The sequence below is a fragment of the Cohnella algarum genome, assembly GCF_016937515.1.
Lineage (GTDB): Bacteria > Bacillota > Bacilli > Paenibacillales > Paenibacillaceae > Cohnella > Cohnella algarum.
Window position 1 is genome coordinate 5,253,114 of record NZ_JAFHKM010000002.1, and the last position, 20,633, is coordinate 5,273,746.

Here is a 20,633-nt window from a genome sequence, read left to right on the forward strand (position 1 = left end):
TTAATGCAAAATGCTCACTTAAAAACGGCTGATTTGCAAGCGGGCATTGCAGCCGGAAGGCCACCTATGTTTTTCGTACGCGGCCTCCCGAGATCGCTCACTTCAAAAACAGCTCGATCACCGGCACGCAAGGCTCCGGCTTCTTCACCGGGAGCTGAAGCGTGAGCGTATCCGCCGGACGGCCTTCGTCGAACGCCCCCGCTTCCATCGTCATCTGCTGTTCGCCCTGCACCATTCGCACTTCCGAAGCGTCGTTCAGCAGCTGCGCGTACTCGACCTTGCCCGAAAAGCCGGACAGGTGTACATGCTTGAACGGCCAGCTAAACAGGTGCAAATAGAGCCGATTCGTGTCCGGATTGTACGTAAACCGGCAATCGTCCGGACATTGCCACTCCTCCGGAGCGGCGGTGCAGCCGTAGATCGAACGGCCGTGCGCGCGCATCCAGGCGCCGATGCCCCGCAGCCGTTCGACTGCCCGCCTATCGAACTCGCCGCGCCCCGTCGGACCGACGTTGAGCAGCAGGTTCCCGCCCTTGGCAACGGTATCGATCAGCATTTTCACGAGCATGTCAACGCTTTTCCACGATTCCTCGTCGCGGTAATAGCCCCACGAGCCGCTGAACGTATGGCAAGCTTCCCATACGACGCGGCGACCGTTCACCTGAATCCATTCCCGCGGCTGATACTGCTCCGGCGTCGTAATGTCTCCCGGAATTTGCAGCCGGTCGTTGAGCAGAATATCGGGACGGAGCGACCGGATCAGCTCGACGAGCCGCTCGCTCTGCCATTCGTCTTTCCCCTTCCCGGCAAAACCTTCCTCGGCCGGAATGGAAAAATCGAAGAACATCAGGTCGATCGGCCCGTACCCGGTCAGCAGCTCCCGCGTTTGGCCGAACATGTACTCGACGTATTTGGAGAAATCCCGCTTTTGGCTTGCCGCCGCGAACGCCGGATCGTACCGGAGCGGATGCTTCACGTCGACGGTGTAATGCGGATGATGCCAATCCAGCAGCGAATAATAAAGGCCCGTCCGAATGCCGCGCTCGCGGAAGGCATCCAGCATCGGCCGCAGCACGTCCCGGCCGGCGGGCGTGTTCGTCGCCTTATAGTCGGTGAGCTGCGAATCCCACAGGCAAAAACCTTCGTGATGCTTCGCGGTGACGACCATATATTTCATGCCCGCATCCGCGGCGAGCTGCGCCCATAAATCCGGATCGTACAAATCGGGATCGAAGTAGCGCATATACTTGTCGTACTTCTCGTCGCTCAAAAATTCGCGGGACCGCATCCACTCGTGCCGGGCGCCGAGCGAGTAAAGCCCCCAATGAATAAACATGCCGAAGCGGCTTTGCGTATACCAGTCCGTACGATTCGTTCCCATAAGCAGATTGCCTCCTAGTTTCGATTCCGTCCAAGAATAAGAGCTCCGGCATCCGTTAGCGCGCCTCCGACCCGTCCCATTTGCCGATCCGACCGCCCGATCTTCGCCAATCGGTCAGCCCGTCGCCCGATCCGCGCGAGCCCGGTTCCGGAATTCCCGCGGCGACATCCCGCGATGCTCTTTGAAATGCTTGTTGAAATACGCGAGCGACCGGTAGCCGCATTCGAACGCGATGTCGGTGACCGGCAGGCTCGTCGTCTGCAGCAGATGCGCGGCGATCTGCATGCGCAGCCGCTGGATGAACCGGTTCGGCGAAAGGCCGACCGTCTGCCGGAACGCCGCGTAAAAGCCGGTCCTCCCTTTGCCGCAAAGATCGATCAGCCGCTGCATCTCGATCTCCCCGGTCACGTTGCGCAAAATATATTCCACGGCCGCGACGACGCCGTCATCGACATCCGTCCCGGCCCCGGAGGCCTCCTTCCCTTTTTCCAGCGCGTACCGATAGACCTGAACGAGAATGTCGACCAGATGCTTGAACTGGCTCGCCTCCCAGCCGGGAAGCCGCCTCTCCTGCTCTTCGCACGCCGCTTTCGCGGACGCCTGAATGCCGCGGGCATACGCCGACGAAGCCGGAATCAGCGGCGAGACGCGGCCGGAATAAAACGGGTACAGCAGCCGATGCCCGTCCGGAAGGAGCCGGACGACGGACGGCGAGAACAGCGCCATCAGCCAGCGGATCGGCTTGCCCGCCTCCGCCGCCAGGTTGTAGTGCGGCTCGCACGGCCGGAACAGAAAGACGTCCCCCGGCTTGCCCTCGTAATGCCGGTCCGACAGCTGAAAGCGGGCGTCATTTTCCAGCAACACGTTCAGCTCCAGCAGCTCGTGCATGTGCAGCTCGTGCTCGGTATCGCCGTCGACGCGCAGCTCGAACTTCCATTCGCGGTCCTGTTTCAAGTCATGGTACAGCAAATGCCTCACCCTTTGACCGAGCCGCTGGTCATGCCCGAAATGATATATTTCTGGCCGAGCAAATAAATGAGGATCACCGGCAGCGTCGTCAGCACGATATCCGCCGAGACGAGATTCCAGTTCACCTGGAACCGGCCGAAAAAGTTGTAGACGGCGAGCGTCATCGGCCATTTGTCCGAGTTGTTCAGGTAATAGAGCGGCAGCACGAAATCGCTCCAGCAATTCATGAAGTTCAAAATGCAAACCGTCACGAGCACCGGGGTGAGCAGCGGAATCGCGATGGAGCCGAACAGCCGGAACGGCGAGCAGCCGTCAACGATGCCCGCTTCGTCAAGCTCCCGGGGAACCGTGCCGACGAAGCCGTAGATGAGAAACACGCTGAACGGAATCGCCATGACCGACAGAAGGACGATAATGCCGATTTGCGTATTGATCAGCTGCGTCCACTGCATCACCTTCGTCAGCGTCACGTAGTTGACCGGCATCGCGATGCCCATGATCAAAAAAAAGTACATCGCCCGGTTGAGCCTCGTCGCATTCCGCGAAAAAATGTAGGCGGCGACGGAAGCGAGCGCCACGCTGAGCAGCGTGGAGGCGACCGCGTACAGCAAGCTGTTGAAAAAGGAGGAAATCAGCTTGCCCTCTTCGATGACGACCGCATAGTTGCTCCAATGCAGCTCGGTCGGAAGCTTGATGCTCATCGTATTGGCCTGCACGCGGTCCTTCAGGGAATTGACGAGAATGAGCGCGAACGGCACGAACATGATCAGGCTGAGCGCCCACGCGAATACGTTTCGCAAAACGGAGAGGATCGTTTTCCCTTTCATCCTTCGTTCTCCTCCTTCGCCATCAGCCGAATGACGAAATAGCCGGCGATCGTCATGAACAGGAACAGTACCGACGACAGCGCCGTGCCGACGCCGTACCGTCCAAGCGAAAACTCTTTGAAAATCGTCGTATACAAGACGTCCGTCGCATAGCCGGGCCCGCCGTTCGTGAGCACGTAGACGACCTCGAACACCTTCAGCCCGTGCAGCAAATTGAGTACCGTCGTGACGACGAGCGCCGGCATGAGCAGCGGCAAGGTGACGTGGACGAACTTTTGCCAGACGTTTGCGCCGTCGATCGCCGCCGCTTCGTAATACGTGCGGGAGATCGACTGCAGGCCCGCGAGCAAAATGATCATAATGTAGCCGACGCCCTTCCACACGTCGACGCCGATGATCGATTTGAACGCCCAGTTCACGTCGACAAGCCATTTTTGCGCCATGAAATCAAGCCCGATCGCCCGCAGCGTCTCGTTCAGCAAGCCCGTGGCCGGATTCAGCACCGACTTGAAGATGAGGCCGACGACCAGCATCGGCACGACCGCCGGCAGAAACAGCATGACGCGGTGAAAGCCCTTCATCCGGATGCCGTCGTTCAGCGCCATTGCGAACAGCAGGCCAAGCACCGTTTTCAAAATGACGGTAAAAAACGTGAATTTCAGCGTGTTGTACACGAAGCTCATATAGTTCTCATCGGCGGAAAACAGCTTCTTGAAATTGTCTACGCCGATGAAGTTGATTTCGTTGGAATAGCTGTTCCAGTCGGTAAACGAATAGTAGAAGCCCATCAATCCCGGAACGATAAAAAAGACCAAATACAAGCCAAGGGTTGCCCACGTATAATAAAACGGGTACATTTTGCTCTTGATCATGCCCTCTCTCCCCACTCGCGAGTTTTGAATCGCCCGTATGCCGTCCGCTCCCGCAAAACGTCTTCGCCGTCCGCGAAGGGACGGCGAAGAGCGAAACGGCGATTCCCTGCTGCCCGATCAATTCGCCCAAGCCGGGTCTCCGGCCACTTTCGCCATGTCCTCCCTGCGCTTGTCGATGCTTTTCAGCACGTCGACGGGTTCCATCGAGCCCCCGAACATGGCGGCGATGTCTTTGCCGATGTCCATCCATTGCGGATTGACGTAATTGACGAAATTTTGGATGTCCGTCCCTTTTTCCGGGTACGTTTCGAACAGTTTTTTTTGCTCCTCGGTATATTTGTCCGTAAGGCCCGAGAAGTTCAGATTGGAAACCGTATCGTCGTTGTCCAGCATGTATTGGAGGTTTTCTTGCTTCGCGAGAAAGGCGAAGTATTGCTTCGCTTCCTCGATGTGCTTGGAGCCGGAATAAATGAATTTGCTCGGCCCGCCCGGATTGATGTAATAAATCTGATTGTCCGCGAGCGGGATGACGAAATAGCCGAAGTCTTCCGGCGATAGGTCCGGATTCGCTTCCGCGATGTCGAAGACGAGGCTCTGGTTGGCGAGCGCCATCGCGTATTCGCCGCTGGCCAGCTTGTTGGCCGTATCGGCGCCCGTATCCGAGAACGTGTTATCGCCGAAGAAATTCAGGTCGTACATTTCTTTAAGCTGCGCGAGCGCCGTTTCCATCGTTTTGTCGTCGGCGAACTTTTTCTTGTTCGCGTTCAGGTCGTCATACAGGTTCGGCGTCGTCTTGTCGTATTGCGGTCCCGGCTCCGCGAACCACAGCACGTGATGCCAGCCGTCCGCGATCGGCTCGTAAATCGGCGTGATGCCGGCTTCCTGGATTTTCAGCGAAAGCTGCTTGAATTCCTCGTACGTCTTCGGGATTTCGAGCCCGAGGTCGGCGAAGATTTTTTTGTTGTACACGAGCACGAAGCTGGAATACGTATCCCAAATCGTAAGCGCATACACTTTTCCGTTAAGCGAAAGCTGCTCGAGCGTAAGCGGATCCTCGCGCTGCGTCCATTCCTCGCCGGTCAGGTCGACCGCGTTCTGCTCGACGTTGTAATTCAGTTTAATTTCGCTGTACCCGCTTTGGCCTCCGAAAATGTCCGGGCCTTCCTTGGCGTTCAGCTTCGTTTTCAGCACGTTGTAATATTGATCCGAAGGAATGATCTGATAGTCGATATGAATGCCCGTTTCTTCCTCGAATTTTTTGGCGAGCTCCATTTCGGCATCCTTGATCCAGCCCTGGCTGGCCATATACGTCAGCGTGACGTCCTTCTTCCCGCCGGACGAACCGGAAGACGTCCCGCCGGATGCCGACGGCGAACCCGAAGCGCCGGAACCCCCGCCGCCGCACCCGGCGATCAGCGCGACGCTAAGCGCAAGCGCGGTCAAACCGAAAAACGATTTTTTCACCTTGATTCTCCCCTTTAGGTCGGTATGAATTTACGAATCCGCTTTCAATCGCGCCGGCGTTTTCGCGATGCCTTTCGCTCGGCCTCGCCCGGCGGATTGCCTTCATTATAGACGGAGCCTGCGGCCGCTCCAATGGAGAAAACGGTTTCATTTTTTGTGTTTATTTAACCGCCGGCCGCCGGCCTCTCCGAAAAGTCTTTGACAAACGCGGCTCCCCTCATCACAATGGAATTGTAAGCGATATCAATGGAGTGGACAACATGCGCCGAAACATGCGGAATATCCAGACCGTTTTGTTTTCCACCTATACGCTGATCATCGTGCTCGTTTTCGCGGTTTTGATCGGCTGGTTTTATCTGTGGGCATCCGAAACGCTTCGGCGCAACGCCACCGATTCCATCGACAGCATCGGAGGCTCGATGCGGGATCAGATCGATTCGGAACTGCGCAAGATGAACGACGTCTCGCTTAACGTCATGTATTCCAATCTGGTCAAGGATCATTTCCGCAAATATTTGTCTTACGCGGAAGGCGGCGCCCCGCAGGACGAAAACGAGTTTGCAAGCCCGTCCAGGGAAGTGGAAAGCGCCAAGGAGCTGGCCGATATTTTGACGGCGGCGATCGGGCCTTCGCGGCCGGTGGAGCAGCTTTATTTGTACGATTTCGAGGGCGTCGTTTACGGCAACGGCTTCGACAACGGGGAACGGCGCTACGACCCGGAAACGAAAGACTGGTTCGCGGCCGTCCTGAACAATGCGGAAGGAAAGTACCTCCATCCCCCCGTTTTGGACGAGGACATGTCCAAATTCATTTCGTCGCGGGAACCGCAGTATTCGGTATCGTTGTTCCGGCTGTTTTACGACCATTACAATTCCCCGATCGGCATCGTCGAAGTGAAGCAGTACTACAATAAAATATTCAAAAGCGTCCTCGACTACGAAAGCGGCGGCGGCTCGCACGACGAAGTGCTCGTTTTCGACCGGAACGGCAACGTGCTTTATCCGCTCGACGCCTCGCCGTCCCGATTCGAGCCCTATATCGAACTCGTTTCCGGTTTCGGGGAATCGGGCGGCGCGGATCGGCATCTCGGCTTTCGCAATCCGGACACCGGCGACCGCGAGCTGCTATCCCTCCACCGTTCGGAATTTTCCGGCTGGAGCACCGTGTTCATCGTCTCGGAAAAGCGGCTGCTGCAGCCGCTCACCGCGTTCGCGAAGCAGACCGTGCCGATCGCCTTCCTGATCTTGCTGTTCGCGATCGTTCTCTCTTACGTTGCAGCCCGCAAAATCACGTTCCCCATTTTGAAAATCCATCGCATGATCCGCAATATCCGCTTGGACGATCTCGGCGCCGGGCGCTTCGCGAATCGGGAGCTGAACAGCGGGCTGAACGAGCTGGACCAGCTTCACCAGGCGTTCGTCCATATGAACATCCGATTGAAGCAGTCGATGGACGACCTGCTGCTCGCGCAGTCCCAGGAGCTTCAATCCCGGCTGGTCGCTCTTCAGGCTCAGATGAACCCGCATTTTCTGTACAACACGCTGACGACGATCGGCGTCATGGCCGAGGAGAACATGAACGGACAAATCGTCGCCATGTCGGAGGCGATGGCCGATATGCTCCGCTATATCACGTCCGACGAATCGGAAGTCCCTTTTGCGGCCGAACTCGAGCATACGCGCATGTACGGAGATATTCACCGGATTCGCCACGGCGGCAAGCTGGAGCTGGTCCTGGAAGCGGAGCAAAGCCTGATGGCCGTTCGCATCCCGAAGCTGATCGTGCAGCCGCTCGTCGAAAATTCGCTCAAGCACGCGGCCAAGCGGCAGCCGCCGTGGATCGTTCGGGTTTCGGGGGAAGGCGACGCGAGAAAATGGGTCGTCCGGGTCGCCGACAACGGCCCCGGCTTCAGCGAGGAAAGTCTGGCCAAGCTGCGCGAAAAGATGGAGGAAACCGGACGGACGGGCACCGTTCCGGCTTTGAAATTAGACGGCATGGGGTTGCTGAGCGTATACTTCCGGCTAAGATTGAGCTACGGAAAAGAAGCGGTTTTTTCGATCGAAAATCGAGCCGAGGGCGGGGCGACGGTCACGATCGGCCGCATGCCGCCCACGGATTAAATCGGTTCGAACGCGGGAGGGAAAAAAATGAACGAAGCTTCGCCCGTGCGGATCGTCGTCGCCGAAGACGAAGAGCTGATCCGCAACCATCTGGTCAAAAAAATAACGGCGCTGGACCCGTCCCTGCACGTCGTATGCGCGGCCGAGGACGGGAAGGAAGCGCTCGAGTTCGTCGAGCGCCGTTCCGCCGATCTCGTGCTCACGGACATCCGGATGCCGGTCATGGACGGCATCGAGCTTATTCGCGCGCTTCATCTGAAATATCCGCACGTCCGCACGATGATTGCGACCGGCTTCGCCGAATTCGAATACGCGAGGCAGGCGATGCGGTACGGCGCCTCGGAATATTTGCTGAAGCCGATCAAGCCGGCCGAGCTGAAAAACGCCCTCGCGGCGGCGGCGGCGGCCATTCGCGGACAGCGGAGCGCGGACGCGCGCAGCCTCGAAGGGCTGTCCGCCCGGGACGGCGGTCCCGAGGAAATCGTCCGGCTCGTGCAGGCGTTTCTGCGCGAAAATTATACGAAGGATTTAAGCCTCGAGGAAATCTCCCGGAACTTTAACTTTACGCCGGCCTACCTCAGCAAAATTTTCTTGAAGCATGCCGGCGAGCCCCCCTCCAGGTACGTCATTTCGCTGCGGATCAACGAGGCGAAGCACCTGCTGTCCCGGCAGCGGCACTTGTCGATCCGGGAGGTCGGCGAACGGGTGGGGTACGCGGACCCGTATTATTTCAGCCGCATTTTCAAGCAGGTGACCGGCGTCTCGCCGAAGGACTTTGCCAAGTAGCGAGCCGTGTTGCGGCTAGCCGCGCGGCAAACGAATTTTCGGATGCCTCAGCATCCCCTCGTCGGTCCATTCGCGCCCGGTAACCTCGGTTTTGAACGGCTCCCGCAGCCAGACGATGTCGATTTTCCTCAAATCCTTCGGCAGCGGGATCGGCGGCGGAACGTTTCCCTCCGCAGGCGCAAGGCCGGCCAGCCATTCCTTGTTCCTGCCGTCCAGCCCGGACGAAACGCGGCCGACGTAACGGCCTTCCCGGCACATGACCAGGCTGGAAATGCGGCCTTCCTTGCGGGTGATGCCGACGATTTCCGCTTCGAACCGGATTTCGGTTTTCGTTTTCAGCCAATCGTTATGCTTTTTCCCGATCCGATACGGAGAGGCCAGCCGCTTGCTGACGACGCCCTCCCATTCGTTCGCCTCCACCCAGGCCCACAGTTTTTTCCCGTCCGCGAACAGCTCCGTCGTGAATAAGGGCGGCGGCCAGCGCTCCGCAAGCCGCGCCAGTTTTTCGTTTCGTTCGGCGAACGGCCGGGACCGCCAATCTTCCCCGTCCAGCTCGAGCAAATCGAATACGATATACTGAACCGGGAGCTTGCCGGAACGATCCTTCCGGTTCGCCATTTTGCCCGCCCGCTGCTGCATGAGCTGGAAGCTCGGTTTTCCCGTACGCGGATCCATGACGACCGCTTCCCCGTCCAGCACGCAGGAGACGTTTAAGCCGGCGAGGGCCTCCGCGACTTCCGCATAAACGTCGGTGATTTGCGCCATATGTTTGGAATACAGCTTGACCTGCCCGCTTCGAACGGAGGCGATCAGCCGGTACCCGTCCCATTTCAATTGGTGGCCCCATTCGCTCCCTTCCGGGACCCGCCCGGTCAGGATCGGGGACATCGGTTCGAACGACGAAAATTGGATCATGAGCCGCGCCGCAGATTCGCTTGCCTCTGCCGCTACGCACACCGCCTTTGAGCGCACGGGCGCCCGTACATTTAGTCTATTGCCTATTTATTGACGAATTGTCGAGTAAACATAAGCGGAAAAATACAACGCGATCCGGTTCTTGGCGGGGCGGGCAGGAGTTTGCGAGGATTTGGGCGAACGTATGATACGGGAGGAGGAAGATCAGGATGAAATTGGACCGGTTCCGTCTTTCATCGGCAATCGCTTTGATCCTCATTTTCGGAGGAGGGTTCGCGATCCGCTACTTTCGAACACGGGAAATCGCGGCCGAGTATGCCGCCGTTTGCGCGGTCGGCTTCGTTTTGCTGGCCGTTTCGCTGGCCGTTTCGCTCGCACGGAGAAGAAGAAAAGAAACCAATAAAAACGCCTGACGGCGTTGAAGGGCGATAACGCGAAGACAGTGGTTCGATAGCGATGAAGCATAAAACCGGTCTCCCTTCTACGCGTTGAGCGTATGCGAGGGGAAGCCGGGGGGCGGCGAGGGATCGGCGAGCCTACAATGGATTTTGTCCAACCAAAACCGGCTTTTTCGCGAAACTCGCCAGCCCCGTTGGATTTTGTCCAAACTAGCAAGTAAAATCCAACATGGACACCCGCCGCTTGAGCGCGTTCCCCTGAGGACCCACTCGCCGCACTGCGAATTCCGGCCGACCGCTCGTCACGGCTCCCGCTTCGTCCACGTCGTCCGCACGTAGCCGAGCCGCATGCCGGCCCGTTCCATATTGCGGTGGCTGGCGGACAAGAACGCGCATTGGCCGACGGCCAGGGTGCAGCCCCGTTCGGCCGCGGCCGCCAACCGATGCAGCAGCAGACGGCGATGGATGCCTCGCCCGCGAAACTCCGGCAGCGTCGCCGCGAACGTGAACGAAGCGGTGCCTTCCGCTTCATGCATAACGGCAGCCGCTGCCGGCGCTCCTTCCCAATAGGCCAGGTAAAACGTCCAGCCCGGACGGGCATGAAGCACCCGATTATTGGCGGCTACATGCGGGATGCCGTTGTCCGGAAGCCCGAACGCCCGGCAATGGATCGCCGCATACGTTTCGAAATCGTCCTGACCGAGTTCGACGATACGCAGCGGATCGCCCGCGGAATCCATGGCCCCGGTGCCGGAACCATCCCGGGAACGGGCTTCGGAGTCCCCGGCCGCAGCGCCCAAACCGGTTCCGAGCCCATACATCGAAGCATGAAATCCCGACGGATAAAGTCCGCGCCCGGCAAGCGCCTTGAGCAAGTCCGGGCCGATCAATCCGGGAACGATTTCAAACTGAACGTTCCGGTCCCGCTCGCGATAAAAAGCCGCGATCTCGTCCAGCCTGGCCGCATCCTCGTCGCGGAGCCCTTTTACCGTATTGAAAGAAGGCCATGGCATCGTTCGGCTGTACAGGCAGACCGCCCCTCCGATCCGGGCGATCTCCACGCCTTCCGGATTGCCGGGCCGTTCTTTGATGGCCGTCATCCGGTCGGTCGCGAAGGCGATTTCCGACCGTTCGATTTCCCGAACGATTCGCTCGTTAAGCGGCGCTTCCGCTGGCATGGGCATCCCCGCTCCCGTCCTCCCTAGGTTTAATGTTCCCGGCGCGCGATTTCGGCGATGGTAGCAAGGGCGACGTCGATTTCCCGATGGACCGCCTCGCGAACGAGATCCTTATGCGGATCGTAGCCGTCGTCCGTCTTCGTCGCATCCCCGTCCAGCGCGACGATCGCTCCCGCGCGCGCTCCGCGCAAGGAGGCTACGACGTACAGCGCGGAAATTTCCATTTCGACCGCAAGCGCGCCCGCCCGTTTGTATTTCTCGAGCGGCAGCTCCTCCACGCCGGAGTAAAACGCGTCGACCGTCACCGTAATCCCTTTGCCGACCGGTCCGCCCCGTTGGACGGCCTTTTCGTGCAAAAGGTCGGCGATCGTGCCGTCCGCGACGGCCGGATACGCCAGCGGAACCAGCTGTCTCGTCAAGCCTTCCTCGCGGACGGCCGCCGTGCTGACGATCAGGCTCCCCGCCGGATAATCCGCCGTCAGGGTGCCCGCGGTTCCGACCCGGATGAGCGTCCGGACGCCGGCCTGGATCAGCTCCTCGAAGCAGACCGCCGCGCCCGCCGCGCCGACGCCGTGGCTCGTTACGGCGATGCGGACGCCTTCGAATTCCCCGACGAACGTCCGGTATTCCCTTGCGAAAGCAAGCTCGACGGCGTCGGTCAGCTTGCGGGAGATCGCTTCCGCGCGGAACGGATCTCCGCATACGATCGCATAGGCCGGCATATCCGCCGGATCGACTTGCAAAATAGGCAGCTTCATCTGGTTGTCCAAACTCCTTTTGCGATTATAAATTCGTTACAATGCGCTTTCCCTATTGACGAGATTACCAGGTTTGCCCCGCTTCGTTCAAGCTTATCGCGCTCCTTTCGCATCACTGAAAAAACCGGATGTGCCGGATTTGCGTTCCGAGCCGGTCCAGCCTTTTTTTCCATCCGTGCCTCGTATCCGGCGCCAGCTCGAGTCCGGCCATCGCCGCGATCCGCTCCGCGACCTGCTCGATCGTACGCCCTTCGGTGTCCAGATGGCATCGAAACGCTTCGTGGGCGAGCCCTTCCGCGCACCGGTCGATTTGGCGCGCCGCCCACGAACGGCCGCCTTCCCCCCGGCTTCGGAGCCGTTTGAGCAGCGTTTCCCGCGAAGCGCAAAGCGCGAAATGACGAACCGTCTCACCGTCCGTTCGGAGGCGGCCGACGATTTCCTCGAAATAAGTCCGATTGACGATCGTCATCGGCACGATAACGGCGCCGGAATGACGGACGGCGATGGAGGACAGCATTTTATAATTGAATTCCCGCCATAGCGGATCGTCCTGAAAATCGTCCGTTTGCAGCGATCGCGGCATGTTTTTGCGCAAAAAATACCCGACATTTTCCGGATCGTACAGATAGCTGCCCGGCACTCTTCGCTGCAGCTCGTGCGCCGTCTGGGTTTTCCCCGAACCGAAAGCGCCGTTGATCCAGACAATCATCCATGATGCCTCCCCGCGCCATGATTTCCGGCCTTTTCATATATGCCGTCTATTGTATCATACTTTCGGAACGCGGGTTGCCCGAATCCGGGCCGGACCTCATGAATGACGCCTGATCTCAACCATCCCGATTATTCCGTTCGCCTTTTTCGGCCGCAATCTCCTCGTCCAGCTGCTGTTGTCCCCTTTCTTGCACCGATTTCAGCGCTTCCTCCAACGTTTGGGTACCCGCGCGCACCTTTGCGATCTCTTGGTTCACAATGCTGTCGAGCTGGCTCGCGAATCCCTTCGGGACGCGGCTCAAGTCCTTGCCGAGCTCGTTCAAATTGGGACGTTGGCTGTACAAAGCCTCGACATGCTTGCCGTCAACGTTCCAAATGTATTGGGTCCGCGTCGGCAGCATATACGGCACCGTTCTGGATCTGAGCCTCGCCATTTCGTCGCTGTTGACGAACTTGACCAACTGCCACGCGGCCTGCGGATAGGGCGACTTCGCGTTTACGGTGTAAATCTCCGAATAATACGTAAAGGAAGAAGATTCCCGGTCCCTCGCGTCCGACGGCGGAGTGACGATGTCCCAGTCCGGCTTGAAATCCGAACCCTGCTTCATCTTCGCCGGCCGGATCACATTGTTGATATAATAGGAATAATCGATCGCCATCGCGCTTTTTCCTTGTATAAACGGATCTTCCTCATTCGCGGAAGCCGGCGGGGCCAGCGCCCCGGTTCGATAAGCGTCGACAAGCATGCCTGCCAGTTTGCTTACGGAAGGCGTAACGGCGGTTACGGTTAGCGTCGTCGGATTAAAAAGCTGAACGTCGTGACTTGACGCCATCAGGCTCGTCAAAAATCCGGCATCCAAGGAAGAGTACAGCCCGAAAATGTCTTCGCCAAGCCCTGCGAACCGGCTCGCCAGCTGGAACAGTTCCTCCCATGTCATATTGTCCGTCGGGTAGGGGATGCTGTAGCGGTCGAACACCTTTTTGTTATAGTAGATTGCCAAATTCAAATAGAACGGAGGAAGTCCGTACAGTCGGCCGCCGCCTTGCTGCTTGAGCGCCTCGACGATCCCGGGATGCATCCGATCCAGATCGAAACGGTCATCCGTAATCAGGTTGTGCAGGTCGTATAGCGCGCCTTTTTCATAGAGCAGATTGAAATCGGCGGGAAGAAGCGCCATCACGTCCGGCTCCTGTTCCGCTACGGTCCGGACGATATCGCGGCCCTCGTACGGCACGAATTCGATCGTCATATTGGGATGTTGAATAAGGAAAAGCTCGCCGTATTCGCGCATAAAAAAGTCCTCGGAAGACACCATGACCTTCAGCGTCGCCTCTTTTTTCCACTCGCCGTCAAACGTCGCCTCGTTCCCGGAACCGGTGCAGCCGGTTAGCGCCGGAAGGAGGCATAGGATGAGCAACATGCTTCTTTTGCGCTTTCTCGTCATGTTCCTGTTTCGCCTCCCCGCCGGAATGCCGATACCAGCGCGATTGAGCGCTGAACATTCGCGAATAATCCCCGTTTTGTTTCATTAGACTTTCATGCGTCCCTTGCTCCGCGATTTTCCCGTCCTTCATGACGACAATCAGATCGGCGCGAACGCAGCTTCCCAGCCGATGGGAGATCATCAGGCTGGTTTTTCCTTCGGCAAGCATCGAAAATCGCTCGAACAGGGCCGCTTCCGACAACGGATCCAGCGCCGAGGTCGGTTCGTCGTAAACGACGATTTCGGCATAAGTGTTAAAAAAGGATCGGCCCAACGCCACCTTCTGCCACTGCCCCTGCGACAGTTCCTGCCCTCCCTCGTATTCCGGCGCCAGGTCCGTATCGAATCGCGACGGCAGCTTTTCTACGACGGTCAGTGCTCCCGATTGCGCCGCCGCCGCTTCCAATTTCGAGCGATCGTTCATTTCGTCGATGTACCCGAACCCGATATTCTCCCTGACCGTCAACGGAAAATGCACGAAATCCTGGAATACGGCGCTGATTTTGTCCTTGTAGCCCGGAATCTCCGAGATCGGCGTACCGTTCCAGTAAACGCATCCTTCCTGGGGTTCGTACAGGCCCAGCAAACATTTGATCAACGTGCTTTTCCCCGCGCCGTTGGGTCCCACGATCGCCACTCGCTGCCCCGGCTCGATGCGCAACGATACCTCTCTCAAGATCCAGTCTTCGCGGCCGGGATAGCGGAAGCTGACTCCGCTGACGGTAAGCCCTGCCCAATCCTGATGTTCCGGCAGCGGCTCCGTTTTTTGGCCTTTGGCGGTCCTTTCCTCTCGCAAAACGAGAAAATCGAACAGCTCGTTAGCAAATAATGCGCTTTCATAAATATTGGCCAGATGAACCGCAACAATGGAAACTTGGTTTTTTGCCGTGTTGACGGCCTGCGTCAGCGCAACGAACTGTCCCAGCAGCAGCTTTCCTTGACTCGCCAACACAACAAGATATCCCGCCGAAAAAACGATGGCCAGATGGGACAGAAGCTCGGCGTACATGACGAAAAACAAGCCTGATTTTTCGAGCTCCTTCTGTTCGTTTGCATTTTTCCAAAAGTATCGGCTCCACTTTTCCGTCATATAGGCATACAAGCCGAAAAGCTTCATTTCTTTGGCCGATTCTCTGCGCGTAATCAATCTCATCAAATCGTTCATTCTGCGGTTCGTTGCGGTCTGCCCGAGCAACTGGCGGTAACGGAGCTTGCCCAGGCGAAGCTGAACGAGAAAACCGGGTACGGTCAGCACGACGATACCGATGCCCAGAAGAGGGTGAAGGTCGACCAGCAGAAACACGAGCGAGAAAATCGTGACAAAGCCTTGGAACAATTGGAACAGATGATCCAATATGTTTAAACCTCGGCCGGCCATCCCCTGAGAGACCCGCTGAAGCCGATCGTAGTACGAGGGATCTTCGTAATAGATGAAGGGCAGTTTTTGGCATTTTTCGGCAATCAACAGATCGGCCTTGTACTGCACTTTCTGCTTCAGCTTCAGCAGCCAAACCTGGCTGACGGCTTTGATCCATTGTTGAACCGCGAACGCCAGCGTTTGAAGTCCCAACCACATCGCGGCAAGGCGCAGTTGGGACGCGTCGCCCCCGACCAGGCGGGCTACGGCGTCAACAAGCTGCTGGGTCAACAGAATCTGACCGGCCGGAAGCAGAGATTCCAGAATGCGAACGGACAGGAGAAGCGAAAATGCGGTCCCGTCCGTCTTCCAAATAAAAGGAATCAAACGTGCGAGCAGATTCGTAAAAACCCGATTGCGGTTTTCGCCCTTATACATGTTCCTTGAAAGCCGCTAAGCCGCGAGCTTCCATGCTCCCTTTGCGATCAGCGTCTTTACGTGTTCTTCCGTATTCACGATTCCTTTGGCTCGCACGAGGCCATCCGCGGAGACAAAGAAACCGGAAGGCACGGCGGACATGCGGAAGCGGGAAAAATCGTCGACGGAAGCGACCGGGATGTGCAGACCGAGCTGCTCTTTCACCGCTTCCGCCGGAGCACCCGTCATAAAGATGACGAAGCGATACCGCGGAAATTGCCTCTGCATCGTATCCAAGACTTCGTACAAACGTTTGCATGCATCGCAGTAAAAATTGGTCATCAGCACGACCGTTCCTTCCGACGGCAGAGGGGTATCCGAGGATTGACGGCTTTTTAACGCCGGATAGTCGTCCAGCGGAAACCTCTCTCCGATGGCGATTCCCATATGATCCTGGTGAAGCCTGCCGGCTTGCGCGATATTATGTCTTAATATCGTCAGAAAGCTGTATGCAATGACCAGCACGACGCCCCATAAAGCCGTCATGCCGATAAAATCCGCATTCATCCGCTGCTTCGCCTCCTCTCTTTCAAAACGCGTTTTTTTCAGGCAAACGTCTTTTTATACCTGCGAACCGCCGCGAGCAGGCCATAAAGAACGAGCAAGGACCAAGCGATCAACAGATGCGTGACGAACGTTTCCCGCGCCTGGTATATCGGAGTTGATGACATAGGCGCAAAGAGTAAAACCAGGCTGACGACGCTTAAAACTCCGATACGTATATTCGTGTTGCGCCCGAAGCGGTCGTCGATCAAGCCTCCGAAGCAGCGGCAATCCACCAATCGCCCGCGAGCCCGGATCCCCGCCCAGAGGAAAATAGCAAGCAAAACAAGCGAGCAGACCGCGCCGTGACGAATCGTTTCGTTAAAAAGCAGCAGTCCGGCCGTTGCGAATTCCGCTAGCGGAATAAGGACGGCGCCGGCCGCGGCCGCTCGTTTCGAGAACTTGAGCTGGAATATCGTTTCCCGAAATACCGCCCATTCCGCCGCTTTGGAAACCGAAGAGTAAACATACACGACCAGCAGAAAGGTTTGAAAAAAAGCATACATTCGCCTCACCTCGCAATCTCAGGGAGACAGGGACGGTCGCCCCTGCCCCCCCTCTCAGGTTAGCATCCGCAATTGCAAACTTGGCAGCCGTCATGGTAATACTGGCAAAGCAACGTTTTGCCCGTACCGCAAACATACGAGCTGCAGTACGTATACAAGTAGGACCCGGAGCACATGAGAAAAACCTCCTTTCCGTTTGATATTTATAGTTAAGGCTGAGCCTTAGCTATACGAAGTCAAGGGTGACCTAAAATCCATAAATACGTGCAATCGTTTGCATTTTTGCGTTTAAACGCTTACAATTAACGTGAGACGATAGTTAACCGTATGAATTTACTTATATATTCCAATTTAGTTTATTTTTGTATTTTTGTCAACGGTGATTAAAGCGTTTTCAAAATAAAATTAAACTTTCGCCTCTCCAGTACACTTCTGCCTGCGAGCTCGCTTCCGGCTTTAACGTAATTCACAATTCGTTCGACCGAGGCCGAGAACCGCCCGGCGGCCGAATTAACGGCCCCGAGACGCCGTTATTTGCCGTTTTTCTCGCATGGAGAGCAATCAGACAAAGAAGGCTGTCCCCCAAGCCTTTTCGACCTTTCGGGACAGCCTAATGGATTAACCCCTATGAACGAAATAACCAAAGGCGCCTATCTCTTCGCCAGCTTCGCGCACCGCCTCGCATACTCGCGCGGCGTCTGCCCCGGCACGCGGGAGACGGCGAACGCGCCCAGCCGGTTGAAGGCGTCCTCGAGCGCGCGCTGCAGCGATTCGGCGGCCGGCTTGTCTCGCACGGTCCACACCGCCACCGCCCGATCGGCCACCCATGAAGGCTGCGCTTCCAACGCCGCGAGCAGCCGCTGCGCGGATGCCGACATCTCGCCGAATCGCGTTGTCGCGACGATGACGATGAGCCGCGGGCACGCCTGCTCGCATACGTCAAGCAGCTCGTCTTCGCGCTCGACCGTTTTCAGCTCCAGGCCATGCCCTACGCCGAGCCCTTCCAGCAGCTCCTCGATTTCCGCCCTTCCCCGCTCCCAAGCGTCCGGCGGCATCAGCACGAACGCGCGTCCTTCGATTCGCTCCGTTTCGCTCAGCGCGACACCCCTGCGGTTCGTTTCCTCGCGCGGCAGCACGCCGTACAGCGTCAGCTTGATCATCTGATCGACGAGCAGTCCTTGCAGTTCCTCATACGTGCCGTCAAGAGCGAGCTCCTCCCGCAAATCTTCCACGCCGCGGAAATAAAACTGGTTCATCATGCCCCAGATCAAATGAAGCAGCACCCGCTCGTTAACGTATTCGTGAAGGACGCCGGCCCGTTTCCAGCCGGCCAGCATCCCGGATTTTCGCTCGGTATCCGTCGTCCAGTCGGCAGACGCGTATTTGGAAAACAAATCCCCGCCTTCGATCGCTTCCCGCTGATAGATTTTGTACAGGTTGGGGAGCTTGCACTTCAGTTCGAAATGCTCCTTGATATATTTCCGAAGCAGCTTCTCGGGGTCGTCGTCCGTCAGCTCGATGTCCCGGACGTACGATTCCCATTGCCGGAACAGTCGGGTGACGACTTCCTCGTAAAGCTTTTCCTTCGAATCGAAATAATAGTGGATCGACGCCTGATTGACTCCCGCCTTGATCGCGATTTCGCTCATCCGGCTTCCCGCGAAGCCGTTCCGGACGAATATCTCCTCGGCCGCGTTCAAAATGCGCTCCTGCGCCGTCGCTTTCGCCTCTTCCGCGCTTATCGTTTCCGCCATCAGGCCGCCTCCTCCGTCCCGACTGCCGTTTCCCGACGTCTTGCCTCAAGGATTCGGCGCGTTTCGTTTCGTTCCCATTTTACGTTTTGCCGGTTGAAAAAGAAAGACGCCCGCAAGCACGCGGGCTCTACTCGACCAAGCGGTTGCAAACGAGCCAGGCGGTCGTTCCGTACACGACGGCGGCGTCAACCATATCGTCGACCGTCGGGCGGAACCGTTTCGGTCCGTACGTGACCGCAGGGATTCCGTACATATTGAAAACATTATGATCGCGCCACATGCTGGAATAAATCGAATGGGCGATCGGCGTTTCCCCTCTGCCGGCCGAGACGCTCGCCCGGCTGAACGCTCGGTGCAGTCCGGCCGCTTCGGTCGCGTCGGCTTCGAAGCCTTTCCGGAACACGATCGGCTCGACGCGGCCTTCGAAGCCTTCCGACCGCAGCAGCCGCTCCAGCTCCCGCTGGGCGTCCGCGATCGTCTGGACGGGCGTCAGCGTCAATTCGACGTAAACGGAGCATACCTCGCTGCCGCCGCCCATCAGGTGAGGATCTCCGCCGCGGATGGCGCCGATCTGCACCTTGGGCACGGCCGTGCCGCCGGGAGAACGGTAGATGTTCCGCTTCTCGAAGTCGACGCACCAGCGCTGAAGCGCTTCGATGAAAGGAGCCACCTTCACGAGCGGGCTCGGATGCCGCCGCAGCTCCTCCGGATGCTCCAGCAGCGGCGTGAACACGTCTTCTCCGTAAAGATCGATGCGCATATTCGCGTGTCCGGACGACACCCAGGAGATGCCGAAGTCCGTTCCCTCGGCGGCGACCGCGAAATCCGGAGCGACCCCTCCGTGCGTCATCATGAACTGGGCGCCGATTTCCTTCCCGAGAAACTGCGGCCCCCGAAACTCCTCCACGTGCTCCGGGCCGATCTCCGCCGGGCAAGCGGTCAAATACAGCGTGCCCGCCATCGAAAGGCCCGCCCGCTTCAGCGCTTTGGCGCCGATCAAAAAGCACGACATCGGCCCCCGGTCGTTCTCGACCGGCCTGCCCGAGAAAACGCCGTTTTCCAGCTTCGCCTGCAGCCATTCCGGCTTGTCGGCCGAGCCGGGCCGATATTTCCAGCGATCCGATTCGTTATATTGAGGAGCCTCCGTATCCAGATGGCTCGTAAACAACAGATTGCGCCCGTTCAACGGATCGTCCCCGCCGCAGCGGCCGATAACGTTGAACCGGTCCGGCACCATGCCGACCCGTTTCGGGGCGAACGACTCCTTTTGCATCCACTCGTACACGAAATCTCCGGCCGCTTTCTCGTAACCGGCGAGGCTCGGAATGTTGCCGAGCTCCAAAATGAGATCGATCAGCTCCTGCCGATCGATCGCCGACCGGATTCGCTCCGCAGCCTCGCGAATCTCGGCGTCGGAAACGCGGCTGCCCGACTTAGCGATGATCATGTATACCTCCCCGTTGTTCGTTCTCCCAGCTACGGAGCGCTTGCTCCGTCGAAACGACGGTCGCGAAATTAAGCGCCATCGACTTGAGCGAGGCGTCGTGCAGGTCCCGCTCGTAAGCGGCACAGGCATCGGAGACGACGAACGTCTCGTAATCCCGCATGAACCCGTCCCGGACCGTCGATTCCACGCAGCACTCGGTCGTAAACCCGGCTGCGACGAGCTTTCGGATCCCCTTGCTTCGGAGCAAAAGCTCCAAATTCGTCCCGACAAAAGCGCTGTATCGCTGTTTGGTCACCTGCAAATCGCCCGCAGCCGGAAAAATGCGGTAATAAGCCGCCCCTTCCGTCCCGCTTCGGCATACCGCCGCGGCGGAGGCGTCGATGCCCTGCCGCCCGTACCATTCGAGCATCGCCGGAGAATCGGTGTCGGGCGAGGTGACGAGCGCGACGAACACGACCGGCATCCCGGCCCTGCGGGCGGCCTCCGCGAGCCGCTCGATCCGGTCCGCGGCGGCATCGATCGCGGACAGGTCCGCCCCCCAGGCGGCCATTTTGCCGTCCGGCGAGCAGAAGTCGCGCTGGACGTCGATCAGAACAAGCGCCGTCTCCCGCAGCGGCACGACCGTCTTCTCGCACACGCAAGATTCCTCCTCCGAATATGTCACAGACTTCCCTTTATTGCCTTAT

19 protein-coding genes are annotated in these 20,633 nt (G+C 58.1%); 3 read left to right on the top strand and 16 right to left on the bottom strand.

Annotation, left to right across the window (positions count from 1 at the left end; all coding sequences use genetic code 11):
• Positions 1-97 precede the first annotated feature (97 nt).
• From JW799_RS23670 to JW799_RS23690, 5 genes are all read right to left on the bottom strand, one after another.
• Entirely contained in the window at positions 98-1,381 is a 1,284-nt protein-coding gene (locus JW799_RS23670; RefSeq protein ID WP_080838987.1) for an alpha-L-fucosidase, read from the bottom strand.
• Between the two features lie 114 nt (positions 1,382-1,495).
• Positions 1,496-2,350 carry an AraC family transcriptional regulator gene (locus JW799_RS23675; protein WP_080838985.1) on the bottom strand — a complete coding sequence of 285 codons (855 nt, stop codon included), beginning with the start codon at positions 2,348-2,350 and terminating at the stop codon, positions 1,496-1,498.
• A 5-nt stretch (positions 2,351-2,355) separates the two neighbouring features.
• A complete protein-coding gene (locus JW799_RS23680; RefSeq protein WP_080838983.1) occupies positions 2,356-3,177 on the bottom strand; it encodes a carbohydrate ABC transporter permease in 822 nt (273 codons plus the stop codon).
• Positions 3,174-4,049: a carbohydrate ABC transporter permease gene (locus JW799_RS23685; protein ID WP_205431984.1), complete on the bottom strand. Its 876-nt coding sequence runs from the start codon at positions 4,047-4,049 to the stop codon at positions 3,174-3,176. The genes JW799_RS23680 and JW799_RS23685 overlap by 4 nt, the downstream gene beginning before the upstream one ends.
• Before the next feature lie 117 nt (positions 4,050-4,166).
• Positions 4,167-5,513: an extracellular solute-binding protein gene (locus JW799_RS23690; protein WP_205431985.1), complete on the bottom strand. Its 1,347-nt coding sequence runs from the start codon at positions 5,511-5,513 to the stop codon at positions 4,167-4,169.
• A gap of 260 nt (positions 5,514-5,773) precedes the next feature.
• On the opposite strand from JW799_RS23690, the gene JW799_RS23695 reads away from it, so the two are divergent.
• On the top strand, positions 5,774-7,633 hold the full coding sequence (locus JW799_RS23695; protein WP_080838978.1) for a cache domain-containing sensor histidine kinase: 1,860 nt from the start codon (positions 5,774-5,776) through the stop codon (positions 7,631-7,633).
• A 27-nt stretch (positions 7,634-7,660) separates the two neighbouring features.
• Positions 7,661-8,419 carry a response regulator transcription factor gene (locus tag JW799_RS23700; protein ID WP_080838976.1) on the top strand — a complete coding sequence of 253 codons (759 nt, stop codon included), beginning with the start codon at positions 7,661-7,663 and terminating at the stop codon, positions 8,417-8,419.
• Positions 8,420-8,434: 15 nt separating this feature from the next.
• Here JW799_RS23700 and JW799_RS23705 read toward each other — a convergent pair whose 3' ends face one another.
• The gene (locus JW799_RS23705) at positions 8,435-9,334 is read right to left on the bottom strand and encodes an ATP-dependent DNA ligase (protein ID WP_080838974.1); all 900 of its coding nucleotides are present in this window, start codon (positions 9,332-9,334) and stop codon (positions 8,435-8,437) included.
• A 209-nt stretch (positions 9,335-9,543) separates the two neighbouring features.
• Between JW799_RS23705 and JW799_RS23710 the strand changes: the two genes are divergently transcribed.
• Positions 9,544-9,747 carry a hypothetical protein gene (locus JW799_RS23710; RefSeq protein ID WP_205431986.1) on the top strand — a complete coding sequence of 68 codons (204 nt, stop codon included), beginning with the start codon at positions 9,544-9,546 and terminating at the stop codon, positions 9,745-9,747.
• Between the two features lie 287 nt (positions 9,748-10,034).
• Here the strand turns inward: JW799_RS23710 and JW799_RS23715 are convergent, their stop codons facing one another.
• The 10 genes from JW799_RS23715 to JW799_RS23760 all read right to left on the bottom strand — a co-directional run bounded on the left by JW799_RS23715 (position 10,035) and on the right by JW799_RS23760 (position 20,584).
• Positions 10,035-10,916 (bottom strand): GNAT family N-acetyltransferase, encoded by an 882-nt coding sequence (locus JW799_RS23715; RefSeq protein WP_338026321.1) that lies wholly within the window; start codon positions 10,914-10,916, stop codon positions 10,035-10,037.
• A gap of 23 nt (positions 10,917-10,939) precedes the next feature.
• Entirely contained in the window at positions 10,940-11,668 is a 729-nt protein-coding gene (locus JW799_RS23720; protein ID WP_205431987.1) for a nucleoside phosphorylase, read from the bottom strand.
• Between the two features lie 112 nt (positions 11,669-11,780).
• On the bottom strand, positions 11,781-12,377 hold the full coding sequence (locus JW799_RS23725; RefSeq protein ID WP_205431988.1) for an AAA family ATPase: 597 nt from the start codon (positions 12,375-12,377) through the stop codon (positions 11,781-11,783).
• Positions 12,378-12,495: 118 nt separating this feature from the next.
• Positions 12,496-13,824 (bottom strand): ABC transporter substrate-binding protein, encoded by a 1,329-nt coding sequence (locus JW799_RS23730; RefSeq protein ID WP_205431994.1) that lies wholly within the window; start codon positions 13,822-13,824, stop codon positions 12,496-12,498.
• On the bottom strand, positions 13,730-15,658 hold the full coding sequence (locus JW799_RS23735; protein ID WP_205431995.1) for an ABC transporter ATP-binding protein: 1,929 nt from the start codon (positions 15,656-15,658) through the stop codon (positions 13,730-13,732). The genes JW799_RS23730 and JW799_RS23735 overlap by 95 nt, the downstream gene beginning before the upstream one ends.
• Positions 15,659-15,673: 15 nt before the next feature.
• Positions 15,674-16,204 carry a thioredoxin domain-containing protein gene (locus tag JW799_RS23740; RefSeq protein ID WP_205431996.1) on the bottom strand — a complete coding sequence of 177 codons (531 nt, stop codon included), beginning with the start codon at positions 16,202-16,204 and terminating at the stop codon, positions 15,674-15,676.
• Between the two features lie 38 nt (positions 16,205-16,242).
• Positions 16,243-16,746 carry a MauE/DoxX family redox-associated membrane protein gene (locus JW799_RS23745; protein ID WP_205431997.1) on the bottom strand — a complete coding sequence of 168 codons (504 nt, stop codon included), beginning with the start codon at positions 16,744-16,746 and terminating at the stop codon, positions 16,243-16,245.
• A gap of 650 nt (positions 16,747-17,396) precedes the next feature.
• Positions 17,397-18,500, bottom strand: coding sequence for a TetR/AcrR family transcriptional regulator (locus JW799_RS23750; RefSeq protein WP_205431998.1), 1,104 nt, complete (start codon positions 18,498-18,500; stop codon positions 17,397-17,399).
• 127 nt (positions 18,501-18,627) lie between these two features.
• On the bottom strand, positions 18,628-19,947 hold the full coding sequence (locus tag JW799_RS23755) for a zinc-binding metallopeptidase family protein (RefSeq protein WP_205432000.1): 1,320 nt from the start codon (positions 19,945-19,947) through the stop codon (positions 18,628-18,630).
• The gene (locus JW799_RS23760) at positions 19,934-20,584 is read right to left on the bottom strand and encodes an isochorismatase family protein (RefSeq protein ID WP_205432003.1); all 651 of its coding nucleotides are present in this window, start codon (positions 20,582-20,584) and stop codon (positions 19,934-19,936) included. Before JW799_RS23760 ends, JW799_RS23755 begins: the two co-directional genes overlap by 14 nt.
• Positions 20,585-20,633: the final 49 nt, after the last annotated feature.